Below are 23,449 nucleotides of genomic sequence, written 5' to 3'. Positions count from 1 at the left end.
CGGCGTGGAAAGATTGTCAGCCACAATGCACGGAAGCCGACTTCGTCGAGTATCGGCGCCAGCGCGCGGCTGGCTGTGGCTGCACGAGTCCGGGACCTTCGTGAAGTACACACTGGCCGGCGCGCATTTGTTTGCTTAACGGTTGCGGCCTCGCCGTTAGTGGTTTTACTTGAATGATAACCCATTCGGGTGATGCGCACGTTTTCCGCGAACGAGTGGGAACCAAAGCGCAGTTTAGCAACTTACTGACTCACCTTTGGCGGGGTGAGTTGAGTAATGGACGACTCAAGCGGCGATAAACTATCAGGACCGGAGAATCGCGAGCATCACGGGTGCAGGTGTGGCGCGCAGCCCAAAGTGGTTCACAAGATGATGGACCCAACCCGTGGCTTGACGGTACGAATGTTTGAATGTCAGTGCGGCGAACGCAGCTGGACCGAACATAAGGACTAAACTCTTCCGATGAGCTCCTTACGACTGCCGCTGGATCTGACCAAAAGCGAGAGAGAAATGGGGGCCAAGGAGGCGCGGCAATGATAAGGCAATCTGAAATCTACCGGCAGAACGCTGAGAACTGCCTGCGTCTGGCTGGCTCGCGTTGGCCGAGGAGCAAGACTGGCTCGACGGGGAGACATCCGCCAATGCAGAACCCGAATGATGCTGTACTGTCCGGTTGAAGGCGAAGGGGAATAAATGGACCTGCTGTCGTCGATTGGCTTGCCGCATTGGCTAATGATCGCGGGAGCTATTTTAATCGCGATCGGCTGCCTTGGTCTTGTGTTTAGCCGGAACAGGCAAGCCGCTAGTAACCCAGATCCTGATCCTGATTCAGCTTTGCACGACTTGCAGCCACGCTAACTCATGGCGTATCGGCGCATTGAGTTCAGAGTGGCCCAGGGCTTCGATCGAAAAAATGGAAATGGTTTGTCGGTCTAGCGTCAGGTCGACGGCAAGGCGAAGCGCTGATGACACCGGCGACGCAACAACGCTATTCTTTCTCGTCGAGGTCGGGAACATCCCACAACAAGAACGCCATGATGATAAGCGCTGGAGTCCAAGCTAGCATGGCCCCAAATGCAATGGCCTGCACTGTTGTCATGATCACTCCGGGGTTGTCCTGCGTCACTTAACCTAACGCGCCGGCTCTGGATAGCGGCGTTGTGAAACTGTTCACAAAAAATGACATTTTCCGACAATAGGTCACCGTCGCCGTAAGGTATTGATATGATTGAATGCGGGCCGGTTTTGTAAACCGAAGGTTGGGGGCTCAACTCGCTCAACCGGCACCAGTCCGCGTTCAAAGTCGCAAATGCGACGACAACGCTTGCACCGTTTACATCAGCATCCAGCGCCGTATCAGCCACGCGAGCCCGAGCGCGGCTATGATGACGCCGACGCCGAGCAGATCCACCGAAATCGCAGGCGAGCCGTCTGGCAATCTTGAAAATGGATTCCAGCTCGGCCCTTTTGGAGTGATCGACTTTCACCCGATTGACGGTGAAAGCGCGAGCGCGGCCCAACCGATAAAGAATCAAACCGCATGGCAGACATAGGCCGCTGGCGAGACACCATTATACTTCAACATGGCACCTCCCGAACAATGGCTTGATGAATACGGTTCTGAAGTGCGCGCTTCGAGTTGTCAGGCACCCAAGTAGTTTCTACCCTCAATCCTCGCTATTCACAGCTACGGCAAGATTCCCGTTATCCTCGCTATTCACAGTGAAAACTTTTCGTACCGTTCTCAGTGAGCCGCTTGATACAGACCACAAGATCAAAAAATCTCAAGCGACTCTTGACCGGGAATCGCAAATCAGAACCTGTACGGCCTTAGTTCAGAGGGCCACCGTGCAAGATCCATTTACTGATTTCATGACTGGTAAGATTTCCGAACGGCACGCCAAACAGGACCGGCGCCTATTCGGACTGATGTACCTCTGCATTGCCGCTTTGATCGTGCTGGCCGTCGCCAAGCTGTTTATCTGACGGCGCAAAGAAAAAGCCCGGATTGCTCCGGGCCTCTTCGTTACCAATGATGGTAGTGGCGATGATAGTGGCGGCGATAGTATCGCGGGCCATCGTAATAGGCGTACGGCCCACCGCCGTAATAGCCGTACCTCGGTCCATAGTGGTAGCCGCCGTGGTAGGCATTGGCCGCCGCGGCGGCGCCTAGCACGCCAGCGGCCACGCCGAAGCCGATCGCCGCGTTACGCCCGCCACGGGCCTCGGCCGGCGAGTTGACGACAGCGGTTGTCGCAAGCGCGGCAACGGCTGCGAGAGTTAATCCTATCTTTCGCATGTGCGCTCCTTTCCGTTGCCGGGTTAACGCCTGCCCAGCGAGCCTGTTGCGGGAACTTGCGCCAGATAATTTTTGAAGGTTTCGGAAACGGAGTTCTGTTCCGGTGATTCAGCGGAGTTCCGGAATGCGTTGGGTGATCGCGCGTCCGCTTGCAAGCGCAGATTGAGCGCCGCGCCGTCAGGGCTTCACGGCGTGGGACATCGCAATACCCAGCGCGAGGCCGAGGCCGATGCCCATAACGATATTGTCGATGGCAGCACCGATCGCGACGCCGAGCACTGTTCCGAGGGCAAGGGTGCGGCCTTCCTGCATGGCGGCGTCGCTGAGCTATCGACTGCTGGTCCGCTCGACGTCAGGCGCTCTCGGACTCTTGTCCGACCGGTTCGGGTCATCGACCTGGGATTTGAGGTCGGCGGCCTTCTCGACCAGGCCCGCTGCCACATTCGGGTCCGTGACTGTCCGTGCGAATTTGAGAAGCGTAGTTGCCTGACGCGTCAGATACTGCCTGCCCACCACTGCTGCTATCTCCCGCTTGCTGTCCCACAGACGTTACGCTGCAACGCAGGAATCGTTCCGAGTGATGTGTTACGAAGTGCACATTTAATCTTTGTTCCATCCGATACCTGCGGCATTTTGGGTTCCCGCGGCCTCCCGGAACCAACCCCGTTCGATCACGTTTTTGCTGCATGAGAATTCGGGAAGAGAACTGCAATCTGGTTTTGCTCACCGGCGTGACGCTGGTGAGTGCAGTCATCGCAGGCGCCGCGGGCTTTTGGGAACCTGCCTCCGACGTGAGCAAAAACAGGCAGGTCTATGCCGCCGCCGCAACATCGTCGTCGGCCGCCGCGGCTTCGCCGGCGGCACGGCAACCGGCCCGTCTCGTCGACCAGACGCCGGTCCGGGTGATCGGCGCGCCTTTCGTGCCCAACACCAATCCGCGCGAGCGCTAAGCAAGGACGAGGGTCGAGCCGTGAGGGCCGACCCTATTTTCTAATGCCTACGCAAGGCACACCCGCGCTGCGAGCCACGGCCCGTTCTACTTTGCACGGGGTTGTTTCGCGATTTTGGGTCTGGCCCTGCGGTGCCTCCGATGGCACCCGCTGGCATGGCACCGCTGGCGGAGGTACTACGCAGGATGTCCCCCACAGGGTGTCGCCCTTTTGTCACCTCGCCGGCAAATCGAATGCCTTCATTAGCCAAGTTCAACACTTGCTCTTGATTCCACAAAAGCCTTTTGCTGGAATGACTTGGGTTGAGGTGTGCGATGAAATGGATGAAGGAACGCGACCTCCTGATCGCGCAGACGATGGCATTCGTGCAATCGGTGACCGGGAAGAAGCCGGACGCGGCGCAATTCCTTGCGAATCCGGCCTCTTTCGTAAGCCCGGAAGCGCCCGCACCCTTTGACGTGCCCAAAGCCGCGCCCGCGGTGTCGATGCCTGACATCGAGGCGATGCTGGCCGAAACCATCTCCGTCGCGCCGCCGAAGCCGGTCCAGAACGCACGTCCCGAGCCCAAGGTCGATTTCCAGTCCGAAATCCGCGCCCGTGTCGCCAATTTCCGCGCGCATCAGGAGCGCTTCAACCGCGAGCGCGAGGCCTATTGCAGCGCCACCATGGCCAAGGTCCACGCCGCGCTGCGTGAAGACACCGCGCCGCCGCCGCTGGGCAAATAGCCCTCGCCCCAATCCTCTTGTTTGACGGGTTGTCGTAAGGCGAATCGGAATCCACCCACGGATCAAGTCCGAGGGCATGCTTCGCTTGAAAATCCTCTAGGCCCTGCCGATCTTCTCCAGCACCGGCAGCAGGTGCGTCAGAAACAGCTCCGGGTTTTCGCTCATCGGGAAGTGGCCGAGCCCTTTCATGATGGTGACTTCGCAACCCCTGATGCTGTTGGCCACGGCCAGCGTTTCCTCCGGAGTGCAGGAGTAATCATACTCGCCGGACAGCAGAAACAGCGGACAGCGCCTGGTGTCGATCTCTGCGACGCGGCCGCGGATGTCGCCGTCGAGCTTGTAGAAATACAGATCGCCTTTGAAGACGCCGGGTCCGCCCTGCATGTAGTGCCAGATCGTTTCCCAACGCTCACGGTCCGGCGCATCGGGGCCGACCAGACCGGAGACGATGGCGCCGCAGACCTCGCCGCCATGCACATCCGGCCGGTGCAGGAAATTCAGATCGTAATAGGGATCGACATGCGCGCCGGCCTGCAGGCCGATGATGGCGCGAAAGCGCTCGGGATGTTCGAGCGCCAGATGCAGCGCGATGCGGCCGCCGATCGAGCAGCCGATCAGGATCGGCTTGTCGAGCTCGAGTGCCGCCGAAACTTCCAGGACCATGGTCGTGTATTGCGCCGAGATCAGCTGGTATTCCTCATCGTGCCAGCCAGCTGGCGGCGAGGATTTGCCGTGCCAGGGCATGTCGAAGGCGATCACGCGATGTTTTGAAGTGACGCGCGCATCGTTCATCAGCGCGCGATATTGCCGGCCATCGCTGCCCGCGGTGTGCAGGCACAGTAACGGCGTGCCCTCGCCCGCTTGCTCGACATAGATGCGGTGTGGCCGGCCGAACAATTCCAGATGCATGTAGCGGCCGACGATCGGCTCGAACCTCGCGCTCATGCGCCAGCTCCCGTGGCGCGGAGCTTGGCCAGCGCTTCCTTGAAGTAACGCAGATGGGCCATGAAGATCTGCAGATTGCCTTCGGCCCTCAGCACGCGCCGCTTGATCAGCGCCAGCAAATCGTTGGAGCCCGGCGGCGGGTGCTCGCTCCAGAACTTCTTCCATTCCTCCTCGGAGGCGCGAAGCGCGAAAGCCGAAGACGGCATCACTAACGGCCCTGGCGTCACCGACACGATTCGGCCCTCATGGATCGAAATCAGAAAGGCTGACTGGCCGACCTCCAGAAGAAAGCTGGTCGTGAGATAGCGGCCGCGCCGGACCAGTCCCGCATCGCCATTGACCCGCGCTTGCAGCGTCTCGATCATTCCCGTCCCGCCCGTCATGTCATCGAGCCGCCTCGCGGCCCGAACTTGTTGTGTTGCATGATGGGTGGATTGGTCGCGCGGTCAATCGCTCCCCGGCCGCTAAAGCCACGCCCAGACCAGCGCGATGTTGGCCGCGCAGGCCACCAGCAGCGCGACCGTGAGCGTGAGTTGGACACGCTCGCAGGAGTGAGTCTGGACGATCGTTCTCATGGCCGAAACATCCAGCGATTCTAGCCGAGGAGTCTCGGGGATTCTTTTTCGCGGGATTCATGACTCGTTTACGACTCAGGGACTCCGCCAAAATGCCGTCGAAACGGGCCATTTCAGCCCTTCGTGAGCCCTGAACGGGCGGAATACCAGCCAAGCCAGAACCCAAAAGGGGCTGCAACGTTGACCGTTTTTGCTGGAGCCCCCACGCATGCCCTACGCGCTATTCTGCCAAGAGGCCAAGCTGAGCAAGGCCTATCCGACCGAGGCCGATGTCTGGAGGCTGGCCCGACAGTCGGGGCTCGTGGTCGATGCGGTTTCCGATGAGGAAAGGCAGGCACCGCGACCGGTGCTGGACAATGACTACGAGATCAAGCCCTGCCAGCCGGACCCGGACGAAGATCCGGCGCGAAACAAGGCCGAGGCCGAGCGCGACGCCCGTTCGGTGCTGCAGTTGGGTTCGAAAGCGGCCTGACGCAGCCGCTTCGCGGGTGTCGTCGGCGGAGATAAAGGCCGCACGGGAACGGGCCGGCCTTACGGCCGGAGGAAAAATCGAACGATCGCCTTCTTAAGGCGTCGCGGCTGCCAGTGAAGCCTGTTCCGAGGCGAGCACGACGCAGGCCTTGCGACGGTTCAGTCCCCTGATCGCGCCGGTCACCTTGAGCACCTTCCCAACCGGACAGTTGGCGTCCTGCACGAAGGCGATTTCATAGGGAGCAAGGATGAGCGGTTCTGATTTCAGGACAGTCTGGGCAAGGCATGGCAGCGACGCTGCGGAAAATATCAGCCCTAACGCAAAAGCACGCATGTTTGATTGTCCAACCAGCCGACCGGACCATAATAGCCGAAGATGACAAAAAGTTGCGCGCACCGCGAAAATTATTTTTCGCGAGGTACCAACAGCTGCGTATAGCGCTTCGTGCCCTCCGGCGGCGCCCCCTGAAAACAAAAAGGCCGGCTTCCCGCCGGCCTTTTCCGTCTGGGTAGGTAGCAAGCCCTCAGTATTTGGAGGCCGCGGGGCCACCCCAGCCAAACCGGTAGTTCACGCCGACCTTGACGGTGTGTTCGTCGTTCCGGAAGCTCTGGCCGGTGACGTCGGCGGGGCCAGCCGTGAAGGTGGTTTTGCCGAAATCATAATACTGGTACTCGGCCTTGGCCGACCAGTTGGGCGCGAACATGTATTCGAGGCCGCCGCCGACCGTGTAGCCGTCCTTGCGGTTGCCGCTGGTGGTGAAGCCCGCCGGGACGCCGCCCACGGTGACACCGAGATTGTTGCCGTCCCGCCAGGCATAACCGCCCTTGGCGTAGAGCAACGCCGGCCCCCAAGTGTAGCCGACCCGGCCGGTCACCGAACCAAGCTGGTCGGTATTGCTGGTCACCAGCGTACCGCCCGGGAACAGCACGCCATTATTGCTGCCGCCGTTCAGCCAACTGTATTGGGCTTCGGCACCCACCACCCAGTTGGGCGCGAACTGGTAGTCGAAGCCGCCCTGCACACCGCCGAGGAAGCGCGCGTCGCTGCTTTGCAGGGAGTCGGTACCCGCAAAGGCCCCGCCGACATGGCCGCCGATATAGAAACCGGTCCAGTTATAGACCAGCGCCGGCGCGGTGTAGGCCGGCGCCTTGGTATAAGGTCGAGGCTGGATGTCCGCCGCGAAAGCAGGAGCCGCCATTGCGGCCAGCGCGGCAGCGCCGAGCAAAATCTTCTTCATCTTCATTCCCCGTGACTAACGTTCCGCCATCAAACCAAACAACGTGACCTCAATTAGGTTGCTTTGCGGCAATGCCGGAGCACCGAACGGTGCTCAACTGTGACGGCGCGGCAACAGAGCGCTTTGGTTCCCTCGCATATTAGGTTTTTTCCTGCGTTAACCGGCCGGTATCCCGCTTTGTTGATGTCGGAGATAACTAAGGCGAGGTTCAAGGGTCGCCAAAAAGTGATTGAATTCCGTTCATCTTTTCGGGTCGGAGGACCCTCCGCAAAAGAGCCGCCATTCGGGGTTTCCGGGACGCTCGATTTTCAGGGCATCCCGGAAGCCCTCCCCGGCTCAATAGCCGGCAACCTCGATCACCGCCTCGGCAAACGCCTGCGGCGCCTCCTGGGGCAGATTGTGCCCGATGCCGCCGGTGATCAGGCGGTGCGCGTATCTGCCTGAGAACTTCTTGGCATAGGCGGCAGGATCGGGGTGCGGAGCGCCATTGGCATCGCCTTCGAGGGTGATTGACGGCACCGAGATCACCGGAAATGCGGCGAGCCGCTTCTCCAGATCGTCGTATTTCGCCTCGCCCTCGGCCAGGCTGAGCCGCCAGCGATAATTGTGGATCGAAATGGCGACATGATCCGGGTTGTCGAGGGAGGCTGCGCTGCGCTCGAACGTCGCGTCGTCGAAATTCCACTTCGGCGAAGCCGTTTGCCAGATCAGCGGGCAAAATCGCGGGTGTATTTCTCATAGCCGGCCCGGCCGCGCTCGGTGGTGAAATAATACTGGTACCACCAGGAAAGCTCCGCCTTCGGCGGCAGCGGCGCCTTGTTGGCCTGCTGGCTGCCGATCAGGTAGCCACTTACCGCGACCAGCGCCTTGACCCGCTGCGGCCAGATCGCCGCGACGATGTCGGCGGTCCGTGCGCCCCAGTCGAACCCGGCGATAACCGCCTTCTCGATCCTGAGCGCATCCATCAGATCGATGACGTCGACCGCCAGCGCGCCCTGCTGACCGTTGCGGGGCGTGTCGCTGGAGAGAAACCGCGTGGTGCCGTAGCCGCGCAGATGCGGCACGATCACCCGGAAACCGGCCGAGGCCAGGATCGGCGCGACGTCGACAAAGGCGTGAATGTCATAGGGCCAGCCGTGCAGCAGGATGACCGGAGGACCATCAGCGGGTCCTGCTTCGGCGTATCCGACGTTGAGGGCCCCGGCGTTGATCTGCTTGATGGCAGGAAACGACGTGTGCGTCCCAGGCTTGATCGCCGTCACCGGTTTGGCGTTAACGGACTGTGCGCCGGCCGGGCCAGCCAGGGCGAGCTGGGCGGCTGCCAGAGTCGTTGCAGCGGCGCCAAAAAAACGGCGGCGACCAAGGTTGATGTTGTCAGACATTTGGGCTCCCCTATACTGATCGAATACGATTAATTCGGACACGATCTAATAGCCCAATATTCTTGATGTCAACCCTTCCGATTTAATCGTATCCGATATATATGCTCTGCAACCGTCACGATCGCGTGTGCCCGGGAGCATCAGGATGAAACCGACCAAGTCTTCGAACCCACTGCCTACAGATCCACAGCCTACGGATCGAAAGCTCGCCGACTTCCTGTGCTTTGCGGTCTATTCGGCCAACCTCGCCTTTGGCCGGGCCTATAAACCACTTCTCGATGAACTTGGCCTCACCTACACGCAATATATTGCGATCGTGGCGTTGTGGGAAAACGACAACCAGACCGTCTCAAGTCTGGGCGAAAAGCTGTTCCTCGAATCCAACACGCTGACCCCGATCCTGAAGAAGCTCGAGACGATGGGTTATCTGCGCCGGCAGCGCGATGCCGCCGACGAGCGCCAGGTGCTGGTCAGCCTGACCGAGGCCGGGCGCGGGCTGCGCGAAAAACTCGGAGGAAGGAATCTGGTGAAGGCTTCCGGGCTTTCGCCGGAGGAATTCCCCAGGCTGCAGAAGGCGGTGGTCACGGTGCGCAACAACCTGATCAAATCAATGCAGGATACGCCGACCGGCGCGCCGGCAAGCCCCTCGGCCGCGGCGGCAAAGCAAGGCGCGTAATCCCGAGCGCCGGCCGCTACCGCGCCATCTTTTCCAGGTCGGGGAATGGCGCATAGACCGCACCGGCGCAGGGCTCGCTGGCGTTTTCAATGATGCGGTCGAGCCGGCCATCGACGTAAAGTATCGCGCGTTCGCGCGGTTCGGCGTAATTGCCGTCGGAATCGCGCGGGCTGAAGCGCAGGCAACTGACGTAACGCAGCCGTCCCCCGACGACACGTTGTATCGGCTCCGCCATCACGGCGTTACGCACGCCGACCGGGTTGTTGAGATAGGTCCTCATGAACAGGAGTATCTCGCTCTTGTAATTGTTGGGAAACGGCTGATTGGAGACGCCGCGGTCGTCGGTATAGGTGATGCTCCTGACCTCGTCGCTGCCCGCGCAGGCCGCGAGCACGATCGGCAGCAACACGATCGCCGCGAATTTTGCTGATGTCCCCAAGCGTAAGTCTTCCACCTGCCCCCGAGGCTATCTCTTAGACCGGGCGGCGCCGAAATGGAATTCGCAACTCGCTTATCGCGCCCGGATTGGACCGCTGACATCGGCGCCAACCCACGGCCATTGGGGAAGCAATGGCGCGTGGGTCGGCCTGATACCCGCCGGCGCGTCGGGGGCAATGGGGATCGAACCGCGCCCGCGGATCAGTTTGATGGTGGCTGCGGACGACACTAGCGCCCCCGCGCTGAACCCCTCGTGAAGCGCGACAGCGGACGTCGTTCATCTGCATGACATCTTCGTCATGTTCCCAAAGCAACGCCAAATCACGGGAATGGCATTATGCGTCGGGAATGTTCCCAACCGCCAGGTGTTCAAATCAGCGAGCTTCGGTATAGGATCGCCTGATGGCACCGTCCTTTTCTACTGATTTTTTCGAAGTCGGGTTTCTTGATCTGTTCAACTGGAGAGACGCATGACCAAACTTGCTATCAGGCTTCTGACGCTGGCGATGTTCACGCTGACGCTGACGGCGGCCCCCGTCGTCAGCGTGGTCTACGCCGCACCCGACAGCAGTCCGCCGCCGCCGCCCGATAACAGCAAAAAGAAGAAGCGATCGAGCGAAGTGCGCCCGAGCACGCAGGAAACCGCATTTGCAACCGGTTATCGCGCCGCCTATGCCGCGATCTACGATCGCCACGACTACGCCTCGGCGATCGAACAGTTGAAGGCGCTCGGCCGCGACGACAGCGCCGCGGTCGCCAATCTGATCGGCTATTCCTATCGCCAGCTCGGCGACTACAAGGTGTCGCAGATCTGGTACGAGCGCGCGCTCAAGGCCGACCCGACCCACGTCAAGACCTGGCAATATTACGGCTTGTGGCAGGTCGAACAGGGTAACCGCGAATCCGCGCAGTACCATTTGAACAAGATCGCGGCGCTTGCCGGCACCTCGAGTGAGGAATACCGCTCGCTCGCCGCAGCGCTCGAAAAGCCGCCGGGAACCGGTCTGGCTTACTGAGCCGTCAACGCCCTCGCTTCGTGGCGGGGAGCGGCAATACGAAAATGGATGGGTGCCGACGCGATCCGCCGCCGGCACCTTTCCTTTTTCTGTCACGCACAACGGAAATTGCGTTCCAGCCTGGCCGCTGACGCCGGTTGCTCGGCTATTCATTAGCGAATCCTTAAGGATGATCTCTTTCCGCCAACCGGGACGGGATCGAAGAACCATTTCAACACCCATGCTCCCCTAGGCTTTTCACCAAAATGACGCCGCCGCCCCATCGGACCAAGGCCCCGATGGGTTCCAGACGGGCATCAGGGTTGGATGATGAGCACAGGCGATTACCCCGCGGCCGAAACGCCGGACGTTCTGCTGGCCGCGCTTGAGCGGGCGAACGACGCCGTGCTGATCCTGGATCGCGAGCTTCACGTCAGGTATTGCAACGCCGCGGCCGAACTCATCTTCGGGCTGGACCGCGCAGCAGCGCTCGGTTGCCATGTCGGCGATCTCGGGCTCAAGGACCTGCAACATCATCATGTCGCGACGCCGGCCTCGGACCAGGTGAGCCGCAACGACGTTCCGCATGGACGCAACGCCGAGATCACGATCGCGCGCAAGGATGGCAGCCGGATTCGCGTGGCGCTTTGGCTTTCGAATCTCGAGATCGACGGGCAATGCCGCACCATCGCATTCGTGCGGGACATCACCAAGGAGGTCGCGCGGCGTGAGAGGCTGGCCCTGCTCTCGCTGGTCGCCGACAGGACCAGCCGCGCCGTCATCGTCACCGACCGCAATCTGAAGGTCGTCTATACCAACGCCGCGTTTACGGGAATGTTCGGGTACTCGCTCGAAGAGGCGAAGGACCGGTTTGCAGGCGAACTGCTGGTGGGCCGCTATACCGACCGCAGGACGCTGGCCAGGCTGCGACGCTGGGTCGGCGAGGAAGCCGGCGGTGAAGAGGAAGTCCTCGCCTACGACAGGAACGGCGACGAGATCTGGGTCTCGGCCAACGTCAAGACGTTCCGCGACGGGCGCGGACGGTCCAACTACATGTTTGCCCTGCTGACCGACATCACCGAGACCAAGCAGCTGCGTTCGCTGCAGCAGCTGATCATGAGCGCGCTGGCCGATGAAATCCCGATCGCCGACATCGCCGACCGGCTTTGCCGGCGCGTCGAAGAGATCGCGCCTGACGTCGTCTCCTCGCTGCTTCACATCGACGCCGGCGGACTGGTTCACCCGCTGGGCGGTCCCAGCCTTCCCGAGGACTATTCGCGGGCGCTGGACGGCGTCGCGATCGGTCCGAACATCGGCTCCTGCGGCTCCGCGGCGTATTTTGGCAAGCCGGTGCTGGCGGAGGACATCGACACCGACCCGCGCTGGCAGCCGTTCAAGACTCGCCCGCTCGAGGTTGGCCTGCGCGCCTGCTGGTCCACGCCGATCAAGGGCAAGGACGGCCGCGTGATCGGTACCTTCGCGTTCTACTACCGGGAATGTCGCGCGCCCAGCCGCTGGCATCAGCGGATCGTCGACGCCTGCGTCGATCTCGGCGGGCTCGCGATCGAGCGCAAGGAGGCCCGCGCCCAGATCGCGCGGCTCGCCTATTACGACATGCTGACCGGCCTGCCGAACCGCGCGCGCCTGCGCGATCTGATCCTTGAGGCGACCAACGCCTGCGCCGACCGAGGACACGTTGCGCTGGCGTTTCTCGACATCGATAATTTCAAGGACGTCAACGATACGCTCGGACACTCGGCCGGCGACGAACTGCTGGTCGGATTTGCCCAGCGCCTGCGCGCGCAGATCCAGCCGGGCGACATGCTGGGGCGGCTCGGCGGCGACGAATTCGTGATCGTGCTGCCGAACCGCAACGCGGCCGAAGCCTCGCTGATGGCGTCGCGGATGACGGAGGCCCTGGTCAATCCGATTCAGATCGGCGCCAAGCAGGTCGCGATGTCCGCCAGCATCGGCATCAGCATGTATCCGGACAACGCGAACGATATCGATACGCTGATCCAGCAGGCGGATGCCGCCATGTACAAGGCCAAGCAGGCCGGCCGCTCCACGTTTCGCTTCTTCAGCGCCGACATGGATCGGCTGGCCGAACAGCGGCTGGCCCACAGCGCGGCGTTGCGGCGCGCGCTCGCCAGCGACGTTCTGCAATTGCAGTATCAGCCGCAGATCCGGACCGGCGACGGCGGCATTTATGGCGTCGAGGCGCTGGCGCGCTGGTATGATCCGGAGCTCGGCGAAGTCTCACCTTCGAAGTTCATCCCGCTCGCCGAAGAGTGCGGACTGATCGAACAGATCGGCATGTGGTCGCTCCGCGAGGCCTGCCGGCAAATGGCGGAATGGCGCGGCGCCGGCGTGGATATCCCCTGCGTGTCGGTCAACCTGTCGCCGATCAATTTCCAGAACCCGAACCTGGCCGCAGCGGTCGCCGGAATTCTCGCAGACCATGACCTGCCGCTGGAAGTGCTGATGCTCGAGATCACCGAAGGCGTGATCATGAACGAGCGCTCGGTTGCGATCGAGACGATGCATGCGCTTCGCGACCTGGGGGTCGGCCTGTCGCTGGATGATTTCGGCATCGGCTATTCGAGCCTGAGCCGGCTGGCGCATCTGCCGATCCGCGAGTTGAAGATCGACCGCAGCTTCATGCACGATGTCGGGAGCGACCCCAGCGCGCTGGCGATCGTCACATCGGTGGTTCGCGTTGGCCAGAGCCTGCACCTCACCGTCGTCGCCGAAGGCGTCGAAAGCGACGGGCAGCTGAACTTGCTGACCGAACTTGGCTGCGACGTCGTTCAAGGATTTCTCTACGCCCGCGCGCTGTCGCCCGACGCGTTCGGCCGCTGGCTGCTCGACCATAGCGCCGCGCAGGCGAGTAGGATGCTGCGGCACGTCGGACGATCGCTGGCCGAGGCTTCACCGCGCGCCGCTTCCGGCACCAACTCGTAAAGCCGCTTTTATCGTCGTCCCGGCCTTGAGCCGGGACCCATACCGCGTGATCTCTCGATGAAGACTGGGTAACAGAGACCGTTCGCAAAACTTCTTCCTGTGGTTATGGGTCCCCCGATGCGCAATTGCGCATCTGAGCTCAAGGCCGGGACGACAGCGGTGTTTGTTGTTGCACCGTGGTCTAAACGTAGTTTCGCGATCTCGCGACGCATTGCGCCCGAGCTCTGCCAGAAATTCCGTGCCCTCGAAAATAGAGGGCGCAGGGAGGACCGGGTGCGCGCTGCACCCGCGGTCCCGTGTGCGGTTTGCACAAAACAAAGTGCACACGAGCATACAGGGCAGCGGTGAACACCCGGCCTTCCCTGCGCAATGGCTTTACGGCTTATGCCGTGATCTCCCCGGAGACGAGTTCTTGGTTGACTCCGTCGCTGCCGTTCAGCTTTCGCCTACCCGACAGCTTGACACCTGCAACGGGTGCCAGGACCACACGGTTTTGCCGTACGCTTATCCACGCCGTCGTCTCAGCGTAAACCAGCGTCCACCGCAACCCGCCCAACGTCCGTGACGACGGCCGACGCCCTTCTGAGTAGGACGGGATGGCGACATATGTGCACCTGATTTGCCATTCCGGAAAAGCGAAATTTTGCCCGACGGGCCAATTTGTCGCATCGGGGAATGACGCGGCAGGTGTAGGTCGGTGCGTTCATCCGGGCTACGGGGCGCTCTACCGAGCCCGCCGTTCGTAGCAAAGCGTAGCGTGCCCACCATTCAAGCCATCGAAGTAGATGGTGGGCACGGCGCAAGTGCGCCTTTGCCCACCCTACTTGGCTCGCAGTGCCAAGATCTTTTCGGCGGCGCGCAGATGCGGCTTGTCGATCATCTTGCCGTCGATCTTGACGACGCCGGAGGCTGGATTGTCGTTGAAGGCTTTGACGATCTTCTCCGACCAGGCGATCTCTTCGTCCGTCGGCAGGAAGGCGGCGTTGACGACATCGACGTGCTTGGGATGGATCACTGCCTTCGCCAGAAAGCCGTCCTGACGCGCGGCGATCGATTCTTCCCGCAGGGCGTCGAGATCATTGATATCAGTGGCAATGGTATCGATCGCGACGACGCCGGCAGCCGCGGCGCTGATCAGGCAGAGGTCGCGCGCCAGGAGGAACGGCCCGTGGTACCGGCCCGCGGTCCGGTTGCGTGAGGCGCCAAGGGACGCAGCGAGATCCTCCGCGCCCCACATCATGCCCCACAGCCGAGGGCTCATGTTCTCGAAGTCGAGCAGCTTGAGCACCGCCCGCGCGGTCTCCGTCGCCACCGTCACGATCCGGGTGGTTCCGTGTTCGATGTCAGATGCGGCTTCGAACGCATCGAGGTACAGCGACAGTTTGTTAACATCGGCGGCACCAGCGCATTTCGGCAGCACCACACCATCAGGCTTGCCCGGGATCACGGCGGCGAGATCGCCCAGCGTCATGCCGGTATCGAGCGCATTGATGCGGACATACATTTTTTGGACGGGGTTCCGCGCATCGAGCATTTCCCGCACGGTGCGCCGCGCCCCGACCTTCTCGTCCGGCGCGATCGAATCCTCGAGATCGAGGATCAACGCATCGGCCGCGGTCTTCCTGGCATTTTCGAACTTGCGCAGGCTGTCGCCGGGAACGAACAGGAACGATCGCATCAAATCACGCCTTCGGTTTGCAATGCATCAGGCCGGTGCGGCGACAACTGGCGACCACCTCCCCGCGCTGATTGGTCATGGTGTGTTCGAACTCGACGATCCCCTGCGTCGGCCGAGACTTGCTGGCGCGCTTGGAGATGATCCTGGTATGGGATTTCAGCGTATCGCCGTGAAACACCGGTTTCGGGAATTTGACGTCGGTCATGCCCAGATTGCCGACCGTCGTGCCCAGCGTCGTATCATAGACGCTCATGCCGATCATGATGCCGAGCGTATAGAGGCTGTTGAACAGCCGTTGGCCGAACTCGGTATTCTCGGAGAAATGCGCATCGATATGCAGCGGCTGCGGATTCATCGTCAGCAGGCTGAACATCGTATTGTCCATCTCGGTGACGGTCCGGCTGAACTCATGATGAAATTCCCGGCCGACCTCGAACTCCTCGAAATATAGTCCCGCCATCAGCGTCCCTTGTAGTTTGGCGTCCGTTTCTCGACAAACGCATTCAACCCTTCCTGACAATCTTCCGTCGTCGCTACAAGCGCAAAGCTCTCGGCCGTGTTCTCGACCGAACGGCGGAAATCGGCATCGACCGCGCGCATGAAGGAATCGCGGCCAATCTTCATGACGATCGGCGACTTGGCGGCGAGCTTCCGCGCAATATCGCGGGCGCGCTCAAGCGCGGTGCCCTTCGGCACCACTTCACTCAAAAGACCCATGCGGAATGCAGTCGCGGCATCAAAGGGCTCGCCCAGAAACAGCGGACCAAATGCCTGGTGTTTTCCGACCAGCCGGGGCAGCTGCACAAAGTGGATCGCCGGGATCAGTCCGACATCGATCTCCGGATAGCCGAAGGTCGAGGCGTCGCCAGCGATGATCATGTCGCAGGAGATCGCAATCGTCATGCCGCCGGCCCGCACCGCGCCGTCGACCGCGGCAATGGTCGGCTTGCCCATGCGATACTGGGTATCGTTCAGCGCGAGGTACAGCCGCTCGAGGAATTTCTTGGTTTCAATCCCGGGCTTGCCCCTGACAATGTCGAGATCGAGCCCGGCACAGAACACCTTGTGCAGGCTGCCGATGATGACTGATGATACCGACGGATCGTCCTTCGCTTTCTGCAGCGCCGCCAGCAGTGCATCGATTAGCGGCATGCTGAGCGCGTTGACCGGCGGCCGGTCCAGCATGATCTCCGCGATTTTGTCCGAGACGGAGTAGCGAACGAGTTCAGCGCTCATGATGCCGCTTCCTTATTGTCTGGCCTGACGCACCGCGCCGGCTGCGATCAAATCTTCGATGGTGCCACGATCGAGCCCGACCTCGGTCAGGACCGCAACGCTATCCTGTCCGATGTCAGGCGCGGGGCAAAGTGCGTCTTCGGAAAGACTGGCAATACCCGGCGTGCGCGGCGTGTAGACCGGGCCGACGCCGGGGGTATCCTGGCACACCGACGCGTTGGTCGCTTCGACGTGAGGATTGCGCAGCCACTCCCCTGGATTGAGGATGCGTTCGGCAATGATATCGGCCGCATGCAACCGCGACAGCCAGACGTCGGTCGGGCGCGCCAGGAAAACCTCGCGCAGCTGCGAGATCAACGTGTCGGCCGCGTCGGCTCGGCTGGCGAAGTCCGCAAACCGCGGATCGCTGGCGAGGTCGTCGCGCTCGATGGCGGCACACAGCCGCTTGTATTGCGGTTCGTTGACCAGCGTCACCATCATCCAGCCATCGCTGGTCTGATAGGAACCTGCCGGCACGTTAAGCGCCCGCGGTGCGCCGCCTTCCAGAATATGCTCGGCGACCTTGTGGCCGAGCAGCGCCGCCGTCGACTGGCAGAGATTGACGTCGATCCAGCGGCCGGTGCCGACGGTTGCGCGCGCGAACAGCGTGGTCGCAATCGCCTGGAAGGCGTAGACGCCGGTCACGACGTCGGAAACTGTGGTGCCGACCCGGTGCGGCGTGTTGTCGTTGCCGAGGTTTACTGACACGAGACCGGAGAATGCCTGTGCAACGGAATCAGAGCCCGGCCGTCTTGAGTAGGGTCCGCTCTGCCCGAAAGCACTGACAGACAGATAGATCAGGCCGGGATTGTCTCGCGAGAGCTCCTCGTAACCGATCCCAAGGCGAGCAGCCACGCCGGGGCGAAATCCCTCGATCAGGACGTCGCAATCTTGCGCCAGCTGCCGGGCGATTGCGATCGCGTCCTTGTGCTTCATGTCGAGACAGAGGCTGCGCTTGCCCCGGTTATAGACCGCCGACAGCGTCGTATGGTTTCCGTAGGTCGTTCCCAGGAAACGCGACCAATCCCCCTCCGGCGGCTCGACCTTGATGACGTCAGCGCCGTAGACGCCGAGCAGCATCGCGCAATAGGGCGACGCGATGCCCTGCCCGAAATCCAGCACGCGCAGACCCCGGTACGGTGCCTCATGCGTCGGCGATAGCGTACGCTTGATAGCCATTTATCCTCCCACAGCCGGACGGACCGAAAGCTACAGCGCCAGATAGCGCTGACGAATGTTTTCGTTGGCTTTCAGCTCTTCGATACCGGATGTGTAGACGATCTGGCCCTTGTCGATAACCGTCGCGTGGCTCGCAAGGCCAAGGCAAAAATGCATGTTCTGCTCGGCGATCAACACCGTGGCGCCGGTGCCGCGGAGCTGCCGCAGCAATTCGCCGATCCTTTGCACGATGATCGGCGCCAGCCCCTCGCTCGGCTCGTCCAGCAGCAGCAGCGCCGGATTGCCCATCAGGGTGCGGGCAATCGCCAGCATCTGCTGTTCGCCGCCCGATAGACGTCCCGCGATCCGGTGCCGCAAGGGCTCCAGCAGCGGAAATACATCGTAGATGCGCCGGATCGACCATTCGTCCTGGCCATCGGGGCCCTTCTTGGCGCCGATCTCCAGATTGTCTTCCACCGTATGCTCGGGGAAAATCTGGCGATCCTCCGGCACGAAGCCGAGGCCGGCGCGGGCGATGTGATGCGGCTTCAGCCCGGATACGGTCCTGCCCCGCAGGGTGACCTTGCCGCGGCGCGCCGGCGCCAGGCCCATGATGGCCTTCATCGTGGTCGACTTGCCGGCGCCGTTGCGGCCGAGCAGCGCCATGGTCTCGCCCTGCCGCACCGACAGGCCGACGCCAAACAGGATCTGGCTGCTGCCGTAGAAAACGTCGAGCTCCTCGACCTGCACCACCGGCTGCGCGCTCATATCGCGGCCTCCGCGTGATGTTCGGTGCCGAGATAGGCCTCGATGACGGCTTCGTTGCGGCGGACTGCATCGGGCTTGCCGGTGGCGAGAATCCGACCGTAGCACAGCACCACGATCTCGGGCGCGATCTTGAACACGATATCCATGTCGTGCTCGATGAAGACGACCGTGATCTTCTGTTTCTCCCAGAGCTCCCTGACCTTGTCGATCATGCGCCAGCGCTCTTCGGTGCCCATGCCGGCGGTGGGCTCGTCGAGCAGCAGGACCTTGGGATCGAGCACCAGCGCCAGCGCGATATCGAGCAGCTTCTGGTCGCCATGCGACAGTGTCGCCGCCGTCCGGTTACGTTTGCTGGCAAGCCCCAGCAATTCCATCGCGTGCTCGGCGCGGTCGCGGGTTTCAGCCAGCGGAAATCTTCGATGCATGACGCTGGCACGGCGCTGGTCGGCCCCGACGGCGGCCAGCATCGTCTCCTGCACCGTGAGCGAGGGAAAAATACTCGCAACCTGGAACGCGCGTCCGATGCCGTGGCGCACGATCTCGGGCGGCGAGCGCCCAGCTAGGTCGACGCCATTGAGCAGGATCTGACCGGAATCCGGCTTCAGCGCCCCGGTGATCAGGTTGAAAAAGGTGCTCTTGCCGGCACCATTGGGGCCGATGACAGCGGTCAACGAACCGTCAGCAAAGTCCAGCGTCACGTTGTCGGTCGCCTTGACGCCGCCGAAAGATTTCGAGAGTGCGCGAATTTCCAGCATGGCTAGCCATTCGCCTCCCGAAGTCCGCCATAGGTGCTCCATGATGTACCGGCCAACCAGCCGCAATCGACCGGCAAATTGGCGCCCGTGATCGCGGACGCGGCATCTGAGGCCAAAAAAGCGACCACACGACCGATTTCGGAAGGATCGACCAGACGGCGCAGCGCGGCATTGGCTGATAGCGCGGAGACATCCCGCTCGCCACGATCAATCGCGTTCTTCAGCGCCGGCGTCAGCGTATAGCCCGGAGAAACCGCGTTCACCCGCACGCCGGAGGGGCCCCACTCCGCGGCGAGGCATTCGGTGATCGCAATCACGGCCGCCTTGGCCGGGGCGTAGGCATGTAACGGCATCGAGCGCATGCCGGCGATCGAGGCGATGTTGACGATGCTGCCGCGTTTGCGCGCGATCATGCGCCGGGCAAAGGCGAGGCAGGCGACATAGGTGCCGCGCTGGTCGACACGAACGACGTCGTCCCAGGCCGACATAGGCAAATCGTGCGGCCGCACCGGCACCTGGATGATCCCGGCACTGTTGACGAGCACATCGACCGGCCCGCATTCGCGCTCGATCGCTTCCGCGCAGGCCTCGACGCTGGTCTCGTCCCCGACATCGGCGAAATAGGCCTTACCGCCAAATTCCGCGGCGACATCCCCGGCCTTCGCCAAATCGCGATCGACGACCATCACGAGATCGCCGCTTGCGGCGAGCTCCCGCGCGCAAGCCGCGCCAATCCCGCTGGCGCCGCCCGTGACCACGCTGACCCGCGCTTTTGCCGCCGGACTCATGACGTGCGCTCCCCGGAACGCTCGCGGCGCTGCACGTACCATTCGATCACGAAATCCATCAGGCCTTTGCGCAGGCCGATGGCGAAGAACAGGATCACGATGCCGAGAACGATGCCGTGATACTCGGTCACACGGGTGACGGTATCGTTGAGGATCAGGAACAGCGCGGTGCCGACCATCGGCCCCAGGAATGTGGTCACTCCGCCGAGCATGTTGATGAAGATGCCTTCGCCCGAAATGGTCCAATAGGCGAATTCCGGATAGGCGCCCGACACGAACAGCGCCATGATCATGCCGCCGGTCGAGGCGAACAGCGCGGCGAGCACGAAGATCGTCAGTTTGGCGCGCCAGACGTCGATGCCGATAAAACTCGCCCGCGTGGCGTTGTCGCGGATCATGCGCAGCGTGTAGCCGAACGGCGACTGCGCGATCTGGTGCATCAAAAACAGCCCGATCACCAGCAGCGCGCAGCTGACAATGTACAAATGCAGATGGTTCGACAGATCGATGCCCAGGAATGGCGGCCGGGGAATGCCGCCGCGCAAGCCCTGATCGCCGCCGGTCAGCGACACCCAGGACAGGATAGTCGAATGGATCAGCATCTGGAACGCCAGTGTCACGAAGGCGAAATAGATTTCCTTCAGCCGCACGCAAATCGCGCCAATGACGAGCGCGACGACAAACGTGATCGCCAGCGTTGCCACGAAAGCCACGGGGACGGCGACACCGGTCTTCTGCATCATCAGCCCGAAGCCGTAGGCGCCTAGGCCAAAGAACATGCCGTGGCCGAACGACGTCAGACCGGTGTAACCGACCAGAAGGTTGAGCGATGTCGCGAACAGCCCATAGGCCGCGCAGCGGATCACGAAGTCGAGCAGGAATTTACTGCTGGTGAGCATCGGCAGCAGGGCAAGCACGACAAAGACCGCAAGCGCAATCAGGGCATCCCGGTTGGGGCGCGGCTTTGACTTGGTAACGGAGTTGTCGAGCACCTTGCTCGCCTGTTCGGCCTGCAATTCGGTCACGCGACCTCCTTGCCGAACAGGCCGGTCGGGCGGGAGACCAGCACGATCACCATGAACAGGTACATCAGGCCTTCCGTGAACAGGGGAAAGCCGAGCGAGCCAAACGAGCGGATCATGCCGATCAGGAGCGCGCCGATCAGCGCGCCCAGGATCGAGCCCATGCCGCCGATCACGGTGACGATGAAGGATTCGATCAGCACCGAAAATCCCATCCCCGGTGTCAGTGATCGCACGGGTGCGGCGAGCGCGCCGGCCAGTCCCGCCAGCATGCCGCCGAGCGCGAACACGCCGCCATAGATCAGGCCGGTATTGATGCCGAGCGCGGACACCATGCCCGGATTATGCGCCGCGGCGCGGATCACCTTGCCGATCCGGGTGCGGGCAAGACCGAGGCCGAGAATGATCGCGGCCACCAGCGCGACACTGATCAGCAGCAGATAGTAAGGCGGCACCACGCCGCCGGCGATGAACAGCGGCGGAATCTGGAACGCCGCCGGCATCCCCATCGACTTGAATTCCGGGCCCCAGATCATCCGTACGACATCGTCAAATATCAGCACGAAGGCGTAGCAGACGAGGACCTGCATCAGCACGTCGCGGCCGTAGACCCGGCTCATGAAGACGCGTTCGAAGATCAGGCCGAGCAGCGCGGTGCCGGCCGCGCCGCACAGCATCGCCAGCGCAAAGCTGCCGGTCAGCTGATAGGCCGTCATCGCGAAATAGGCGCCGAACATGTAGAAAGCGCCGTGGCTGAAATTCACCACCTTGAGCACGCCGAAAATCAGCGTCAGCCCGACGGCGACGAGAAACAGCAACATGCCGATGATGAAGCCGCTGGTGGTTTGCGTCACCAGACAGGCGGAGCTGGCGAGACAGCCGGTGAGTGTATCGAGATCCAAGGAAAATATCCGTTACGGCGTGCCGGAAGATCGGCGCGTGAAATCACCATGGGGCGGTGAGCGGAGGCGGCCTGCGCTGCCTCCGTTTCGCAGGTAGATCAGGTGTAACCCTTGCTCTTCTTCCACTCGGCTTCGAGCTCGAGAATGGTCTTCCAGTCGCCCGGCTTGACCTCCGGGACGTAGGGCTCTTGCGGGATCGTCGTGCCCCAGCCGATCGCATAGCCGATCAGGGTCTGGTCCTCGGCCCGCATCGTCACGGTGCCGTCGGCGCCGAACGGCGATTTGATCTTGAGGCCACGCAATGCCTCCGCAAGCTTCTTGCCGTCAGCGGAATTCGCCTTCTTCGAGGCCTCGGCGAGCAGCATGATCGCGGTCGCGTTCTCCCACGACCAGTTGGTCGGGTACTCGTTGTATTTCGCCTTGTAGGCATCGCCCCAGGCCGCGTTCTCCGCGGTCGCAGGATAGGTCTTGATGTAGCGGTTGCCGGAATGAATGCCCTTCGGCAAATTCTTCACCACCGTGAGTGCGGTGTAGTCGGCCATGTTGACCGCGAACACCTCCATCTGGGTGAACAGCGCATAGATGTTGGCCTGATCGATATAGGAGGTCAGGTCGCCGCCCCACAGGCAGGAATACAGCGCCTGCGGCTTGGCCTGCAGGATCTTGGTGACGACCTCGGTGTAATCAGGCTGGAACAATTTTGGCCAGGACTCGCTGATGATCTCGACATCAGGCGCAAAGCGCTTCAGGTACGTCACATATTCGCCCGTGGTGTCGCGGCCGTAGGCGTAGTCAGGCGAACAGGTTGCCCATCTCTTCAGGCCCTTCGCCTTGGCGATCGCCGCCGCGTAGCTGCCGCCGACGATCGAGTCATGCACGCCCTGGCGCGCGGTGCGGAACGCGTTGGGAATGTGCTGCTTGGGATCGGCGGTCAGCGACGACGTTTCCGAATTGGTGTGGATGCAGAGCACGCCGAGATCGCGCGCGACCTCGTGCACGGCGAACGCGCCCGATGACGCCTCGGCATCGATCAGGAGTTCGCAGCCATCGGTGTTGACCAGTTCGCGCGCCACGCGGGCGGCTTCCTGCGGCTGCCCCTTGGAATCGCGGATCACCATCTCGATCTGCCGTCCGGCGAGGCCGCCGGCGGCGTTGACCTTCTCGACTTCCAGCATCACGCCGTTGCGCGATGACGTTCCGAGTTGCGCCACGCGGCCGGAGAGAATGGTCGGCATGCCGACCTTGATGGTCTTGGCCTGCGCCCGCGCCACCCACGGTGTCGCGAAAGTCACGGCACCGGCGCCCATCAGCGCCAGCGTTGAACGGCGGCTGATGCCCGGTTTGCGGGTTCTCGTCATTATTCCCTCCCTCTTGGGTTTGCGTTCCCAGTTTCCTGCCCAAATCCCAGCCGGGGATCGTGTTGCCCCCGTCCTCACAAGATTTCA

Annotated in this window: 25 protein-coding genes and 1 pseudogene; 7 read left to right on the top strand and 19 right to left on the bottom strand. The window is 62.0% G+C overall.

The genetic code is table 11. The features are described from left to right. The first annotated feature begins 1,848 nt into the window (after positions 1-1,848). Complete coding sequence (locus JQ609_RS04155; protein ID WP_212207320.1) at positions 1,849-1,986, top strand: hypothetical protein; 138 nt, start codon at positions 1,849-1,851, stop codon at positions 1,984-1,986. A 40-nt stretch (positions 1,987-2,026) separates the two neighbouring features. Here the strand turns inward: JQ609_RS04155 and JQ609_RS04150 are convergent, their stop codons facing one another. Next, the gene (locus JQ609_RS04150) at positions 2,027-2,299 is read right to left on the bottom strand and encodes a hypothetical protein (RefSeq protein ID WP_212207319.1); all 273 of its coding nucleotides are present in this window, start codon (positions 2,297-2,299) and stop codon (positions 2,027-2,029) included. A 177-nt stretch (positions 2,300-2,476) separates the two neighbouring features. Further along, positions 2,477-2,611: a hypothetical protein gene (locus tag JQ609_RS35475; protein WP_283813825.1), complete on the bottom strand. Its 135-nt coding sequence runs from the start codon at positions 2,609-2,611 to the stop codon at positions 2,477-2,479. A 374-nt stretch (positions 2,612-2,985) separates the two neighbouring features. On the opposite strand from JQ609_RS35475, the gene JQ609_RS04145 reads away from it, so the two are divergent. Both JQ609_RS04145 and JQ609_RS04140 read left to right on the top strand, forming a co-directional pair. Then, on the top strand, positions 2,986-3,249 hold the full coding sequence (locus tag JQ609_RS04145; protein WP_212272123.1) for a hypothetical protein: 264 nt from the start codon (positions 2,986-2,988) through the stop codon (positions 3,247-3,249). Between the two features lie 314 nt (positions 3,250-3,563). After that, positions 3,564-3,974 (top strand): hypothetical protein, encoded by a 411-nt coding sequence (locus JQ609_RS04140; protein ID WP_212272122.1) that lies wholly within the window; start codon positions 3,564-3,566, stop codon positions 3,972-3,974. A 96-nt stretch (positions 3,975-4,070) separates the two neighbouring features. Here the strand turns inward: JQ609_RS04140 and JQ609_RS04135 are convergent, their stop codons facing one another. The 3 genes from JQ609_RS04135 to JQ609_RS04125 all read right to left on the bottom strand — a co-directional run bounded on the left by JQ609_RS04135 (position 4,071) and on the right by JQ609_RS04125 (position 5,494). Further along, positions 4,071-4,919 (bottom strand): alpha/beta fold hydrolase, encoded by an 849-nt coding sequence (locus tag JQ609_RS04135; RefSeq protein WP_212272121.1) that lies wholly within the window; start codon positions 4,917-4,919, stop codon positions 4,071-4,073. Continuing rightward, positions 4,916-5,284, bottom strand: a complete 369-nt coding sequence (locus JQ609_RS04130) for a hypothetical protein (protein WP_212272120.1) — start codon at positions 5,282-5,284, stop codon at positions 4,916-4,918. The genes JQ609_RS04135 and JQ609_RS04130 overlap by 4 nt, the downstream gene beginning before the upstream one ends. A 99-nt stretch (positions 5,285-5,383) precedes the next feature. Continuing rightward, positions 5,384-5,494 carry a glucose transporter gene (locus JQ609_RS04125; RefSeq protein ID WP_212207315.1) on the bottom strand — a complete coding sequence of 37 codons (111 nt, stop codon included), beginning with the start codon at positions 5,492-5,494 and terminating at the stop codon, positions 5,384-5,386. 208 nt (positions 5,495-5,702) lie between these two features. Between JQ609_RS04125 and JQ609_RS04120 the strand changes: the two genes are divergently transcribed. Continuing rightward, complete coding sequence (locus tag JQ609_RS04120) at positions 5,703-5,966, top strand: hypothetical protein (RefSeq protein ID WP_212207314.1); 264 nt, start codon at positions 5,703-5,705, stop codon at positions 5,964-5,966. A gap of 93 nt (positions 5,967-6,059) precedes the next feature. On the opposite strand, the gene JQ609_RS04115 is transcribed toward JQ609_RS04120, so the two are convergent. The 3 genes and pseudogenes from JQ609_RS04115 to JQ609_RS04105 all read right to left on the bottom strand — a co-directional run bounded on the left by JQ609_RS04115 (position 6,060) and on the right by JQ609_RS04105 (position 8,585). After that, the gene (locus tag JQ609_RS04115) at positions 6,060-6,299 is read right to left on the bottom strand and encodes a hypothetical protein (RefSeq protein ID WP_212036121.1); all 240 of its coding nucleotides are present in this window, start codon (positions 6,297-6,299) and stop codon (positions 6,060-6,062) included. Positions 6,300-6,489: 190 nt separating this feature from the next. Beyond that, entirely contained in the window at positions 6,490-7,203 is a 714-nt protein-coding gene (locus tag JQ609_RS04110) for an outer membrane protein (RefSeq protein ID WP_212207313.1), read from the bottom strand. A gap of 336 nt (positions 7,204-7,539) precedes the next feature. Further along, positions 7,540-8,585, bottom strand: a pseudogene (locus tag JQ609_RS04105) (alpha/beta fold hydrolase). Positions 8,586-8,730: 145 nt separating this feature from the next. Here JQ609_RS04105 and JQ609_RS04100 point away from each other — a divergent pair. Next, positions 8,731-9,261: a MarR family winged helix-turn-helix transcriptional regulator gene (locus tag JQ609_RS04100; protein WP_212272119.1), complete on the top strand. Its 531-nt coding sequence runs from the start codon at positions 8,731-8,733 to the stop codon at positions 9,259-9,261. Between the two features lie 16 nt (positions 9,262-9,277). Here JQ609_RS04100 and JQ609_RS04095 read toward each other — a convergent pair whose 3' ends face one another. Then, positions 9,278-9,700 (bottom strand): hypothetical protein, encoded by a 423-nt coding sequence (locus tag JQ609_RS04095; RefSeq protein WP_212272118.1) that lies wholly within the window; start codon positions 9,698-9,700, stop codon positions 9,278-9,280. Positions 9,701-10,169: 469 nt separating this feature from the next. Here JQ609_RS04095 and JQ609_RS04090 point away from each other — a divergent pair, with 469 nt between their 5' ends. Together JQ609_RS04090 and JQ609_RS04085 are read left to right on the top strand one after the other, a co-directional pair. After that, on the top strand, positions 10,170-10,715 hold the full coding sequence (locus JQ609_RS04090; protein WP_212207309.1) for a lipopolysaccharide assembly protein LapB: 546 nt from the start codon (positions 10,170-10,172) through the stop codon (positions 10,713-10,715). A gap of 309 nt (positions 10,716-11,024) precedes the next feature. Then, positions 11,025-13,658, top strand: coding sequence for an EAL domain-containing protein (locus JQ609_RS04085; RefSeq protein ID WP_212272117.1), 2,634 nt, complete (start codon positions 11,025-11,027; stop codon positions 13,656-13,658). 820 nt (positions 13,659-14,478) lie between these two features. Here the strand turns inward: JQ609_RS04085 and JQ609_RS04080 are convergent. The 10 genes from JQ609_RS04080 to JQ609_RS04035 all read right to left on the bottom strand — a co-directional run bounded on the left by JQ609_RS04080 (position 14,479) and on the right by JQ609_RS04035 (position 23,362). After that, entirely contained in the window at positions 14,479-15,336 is an 858-nt protein-coding gene (locus JQ609_RS04080) for a CoA ester lyase (protein ID WP_212272116.1), read from the bottom strand. A gap of 4 nt (positions 15,337-15,340) precedes the next feature. After that, on the bottom strand, positions 15,341-15,796 hold the full coding sequence (locus JQ609_RS04075; protein ID WP_212272115.1) for a MaoC family dehydratase: 456 nt from the start codon (positions 15,794-15,796) through the stop codon (positions 15,341-15,343). After that, positions 15,796-16,572 carry an enoyl-CoA hydratase/isomerase family protein gene (locus tag JQ609_RS04070; protein ID WP_212272114.1) on the bottom strand — a complete coding sequence of 259 codons (777 nt, stop codon included), beginning with the start codon at positions 16,570-16,572 and terminating at the stop codon, positions 15,796-15,798. The genes JQ609_RS04075 and JQ609_RS04070 overlap by 1 nt, the downstream gene beginning before the upstream one ends. A 12-nt stretch (positions 16,573-16,584) precedes the next feature. After that, positions 16,585-17,790, bottom strand: a complete 1,206-nt coding sequence (locus JQ609_RS04065) for a CaiB/BaiF CoA-transferase family protein (RefSeq protein WP_212272113.1) — start codon at positions 17,788-17,790, stop codon at positions 16,585-16,587. A gap of 30 nt (positions 17,791-17,820) precedes the next feature. Continuing rightward, a complete protein-coding gene (locus JQ609_RS04060; protein ID WP_212272112.1) occupies positions 17,821-18,537 on the bottom strand; it encodes an ABC transporter ATP-binding protein in 717 nt (238 codons plus the stop codon). Further along, positions 18,534-19,292, bottom strand: a complete 759-nt coding sequence (locus JQ609_RS04055; RefSeq protein WP_212272111.1) for an ABC transporter ATP-binding protein — start codon at positions 19,290-19,292, stop codon at positions 18,534-18,536. The genes JQ609_RS04060 and JQ609_RS04055 overlap by 4 nt, the downstream gene beginning before the upstream one ends. A gap of 2 nt (positions 19,293-19,294) precedes the next feature. Further along, a complete protein-coding gene (locus JQ609_RS04050; RefSeq protein WP_212272110.1) occupies positions 19,295-20,080 on the bottom strand; it encodes an SDR family NAD(P)-dependent oxidoreductase in 786 nt (261 codons plus the stop codon). Then, positions 20,077-21,105, bottom strand: coding sequence for a branched-chain amino acid ABC transporter permease (locus tag JQ609_RS04045; protein ID WP_409363427.1), 1,029 nt, complete (start codon positions 21,103-21,105; stop codon positions 20,077-20,079). The genes JQ609_RS04050 and JQ609_RS04045 overlap by 4 nt, the downstream gene beginning before the upstream one ends. Continuing rightward, complete coding sequence (locus JQ609_RS04040; RefSeq protein WP_211998682.1) at positions 21,102-22,004, bottom strand: branched-chain amino acid ABC transporter permease; 903 nt, start codon at positions 22,002-22,004, stop codon at positions 21,102-21,104. The genes JQ609_RS04045 and JQ609_RS04040 overlap by 4 nt, the downstream gene beginning before the upstream one ends. 98 nt (positions 22,005-22,102) lie before the next feature. Beyond that, entirely contained in the window at positions 22,103-23,362 is a 1,260-nt protein-coding gene (locus JQ609_RS04035; RefSeq protein WP_212272109.1) for an ABC transporter substrate-binding protein, read from the bottom strand. Positions 23,363-23,449: the final 87 nt, after the last annotated feature.

The sequence above is a fragment of the Bradyrhizobium sp. AUGA SZCCT0169 genome, from assembly GCF_018130085.1.
GTDB lineage: Bacteria > Pseudomonadota > Alphaproteobacteria > Rhizobiales > Xanthobacteraceae > Bradyrhizobium.
Note: the sequence above shows the minus strand (reverse complement) of the source record. Positions and strands in the feature narration are given on the sequence as shown.

Excerpts from the sequence above, each read along its gene's own strand:
- JQ609_RS04150 (WP_212207319.1), bottom strand. The coding sequence starts at position 2,299 with ATGCGAAAGATAGGATTAACTCTCGCAGCCGTTGCCGCGCTTGCGACA.
- JQ609_RS35475 (WP_283813825.1), bottom strand. The coding sequence starts at position 2,611 with ATGCAGGAAGGCCGCACCCTTGCCCTCGGAACAGTGCTCGGCGTCGCG.
- JQ609_RS04145 (WP_212272123.1), top strand. The coding sequence starts at position 2,986 with ATGAGAATTCGGGAAGAGAACTGCAATCTGGTTTTGCTCACCGGCGTG.
- JQ609_RS04140 (WP_212272122.1), top strand. The coding sequence starts at position 3,564 with ATGAAATGGATGAAGGAACGCGACCTCCTGATCGCGCAGACGATGGCA.
- JQ609_RS04135 (WP_212272121.1), bottom strand. The coding sequence starts at position 4,919 with ATGAGCGCGAGGTTCGAGCCGATCGTCGGCCGCTACATGCATCTGGAA.
- JQ609_RS04130 (WP_212272120.1), bottom strand. The coding sequence starts at position 5,284 with ATGATCGAGACGCTGCAAGCGCGGGTCAATGGCGATGCGGGACTGGTC.
- JQ609_RS04125 (WP_212207315.1), bottom strand. The coding sequence starts at position 5,494 with ATGAGAACGATCGTCCAGACTCACTCCTGCGAGCGTGTCCAACTCACG.
- JQ609_RS04120 (WP_212207314.1), top strand. The coding sequence starts at position 5,703 with ATGCCCTACGCGCTATTCTGCCAAGAGGCCAAGCTGAGCAAGGCCTAT.
- JQ609_RS04115 (WP_212036121.1), bottom strand. The coding sequence starts at position 6,299 with ATGCGTGCTTTTGCGTTAGGGCTGATATTTTCCGCAGCGTCGCTGCCA.
- JQ609_RS04110 (WP_212207313.1), bottom strand. The coding sequence starts at position 7,203 with ATGAAGAAGATTTTGCTCGGCGCTGCCGCGCTGGCCGCAATGGCGGCT.
- JQ609_RS04100 (WP_212272119.1), top strand. The coding sequence starts at position 8,731 with ATGAAACCGACCAAGTCTTCGAACCCACTGCCTACAGATCCACAGCCT.
- JQ609_RS04090 (WP_212207309.1), top strand. The coding sequence starts at position 10,170 with ATGACCAAACTTGCTATCAGGCTTCTGACGCTGGCGATGTTCACGCTG.
- JQ609_RS04085 (WP_212272117.1), top strand. The coding sequence starts at position 11,025 with ATGAGCACAGGCGATTACCCCGCGGCCGAAACGCCGGACGTTCTGCTG.
- JQ609_RS04080 (WP_212272116.1), bottom strand. The coding sequence starts at position 15,336 with ATGCGATCGTTCCTGTTCGTTCCCGGCGACAGCCTGCGCAAGTTCGAA.
- JQ609_RS04075 (WP_212272115.1), bottom strand. The coding sequence starts at position 15,796 with ATGGCGGGACTATATTTCGAGGAGTTCGAGGTCGGCCGGGAATTTCAT.
- JQ609_RS04070 (WP_212272114.1), bottom strand. The coding sequence starts at position 16,572 with ATGAGCGCTGAACTCGTTCGCTACTCCGTCTCGGACAAAATCGCGGAG.
- JQ609_RS04065 (WP_212272113.1), bottom strand. The coding sequence starts at position 17,790 with ATGGCTATCAAGCGTACGCTATCGCCGACGCATGAGGCACCGTACCGG.
- JQ609_RS04060 (WP_212272112.1), bottom strand. The coding sequence starts at position 18,537 with ATGAGCGCGCAGCCGGTGGTGCAGGTCGAGGAGCTCGACGTTTTCTAC.
- JQ609_RS04055 (WP_212272111.1), bottom strand. The coding sequence starts at position 19,292 with ATGCTGGAAATTCGCGCACTCTCGAAATCTTTCGGCGGCGTCAAGGCG.
- JQ609_RS04050 (WP_212272110.1), bottom strand. The coding sequence starts at position 20,080 with ATGAGTCCGGCGGCAAAAGCGCGGGTCAGCGTGGTCACGGGCGGCGCC.
- JQ609_RS04035 (WP_212272109.1), bottom strand. The coding sequence starts at position 23,362 with ATGACGAGAACCCGCAAACCGGGCATCAGCCGCCGTTCAACGCTGGCG.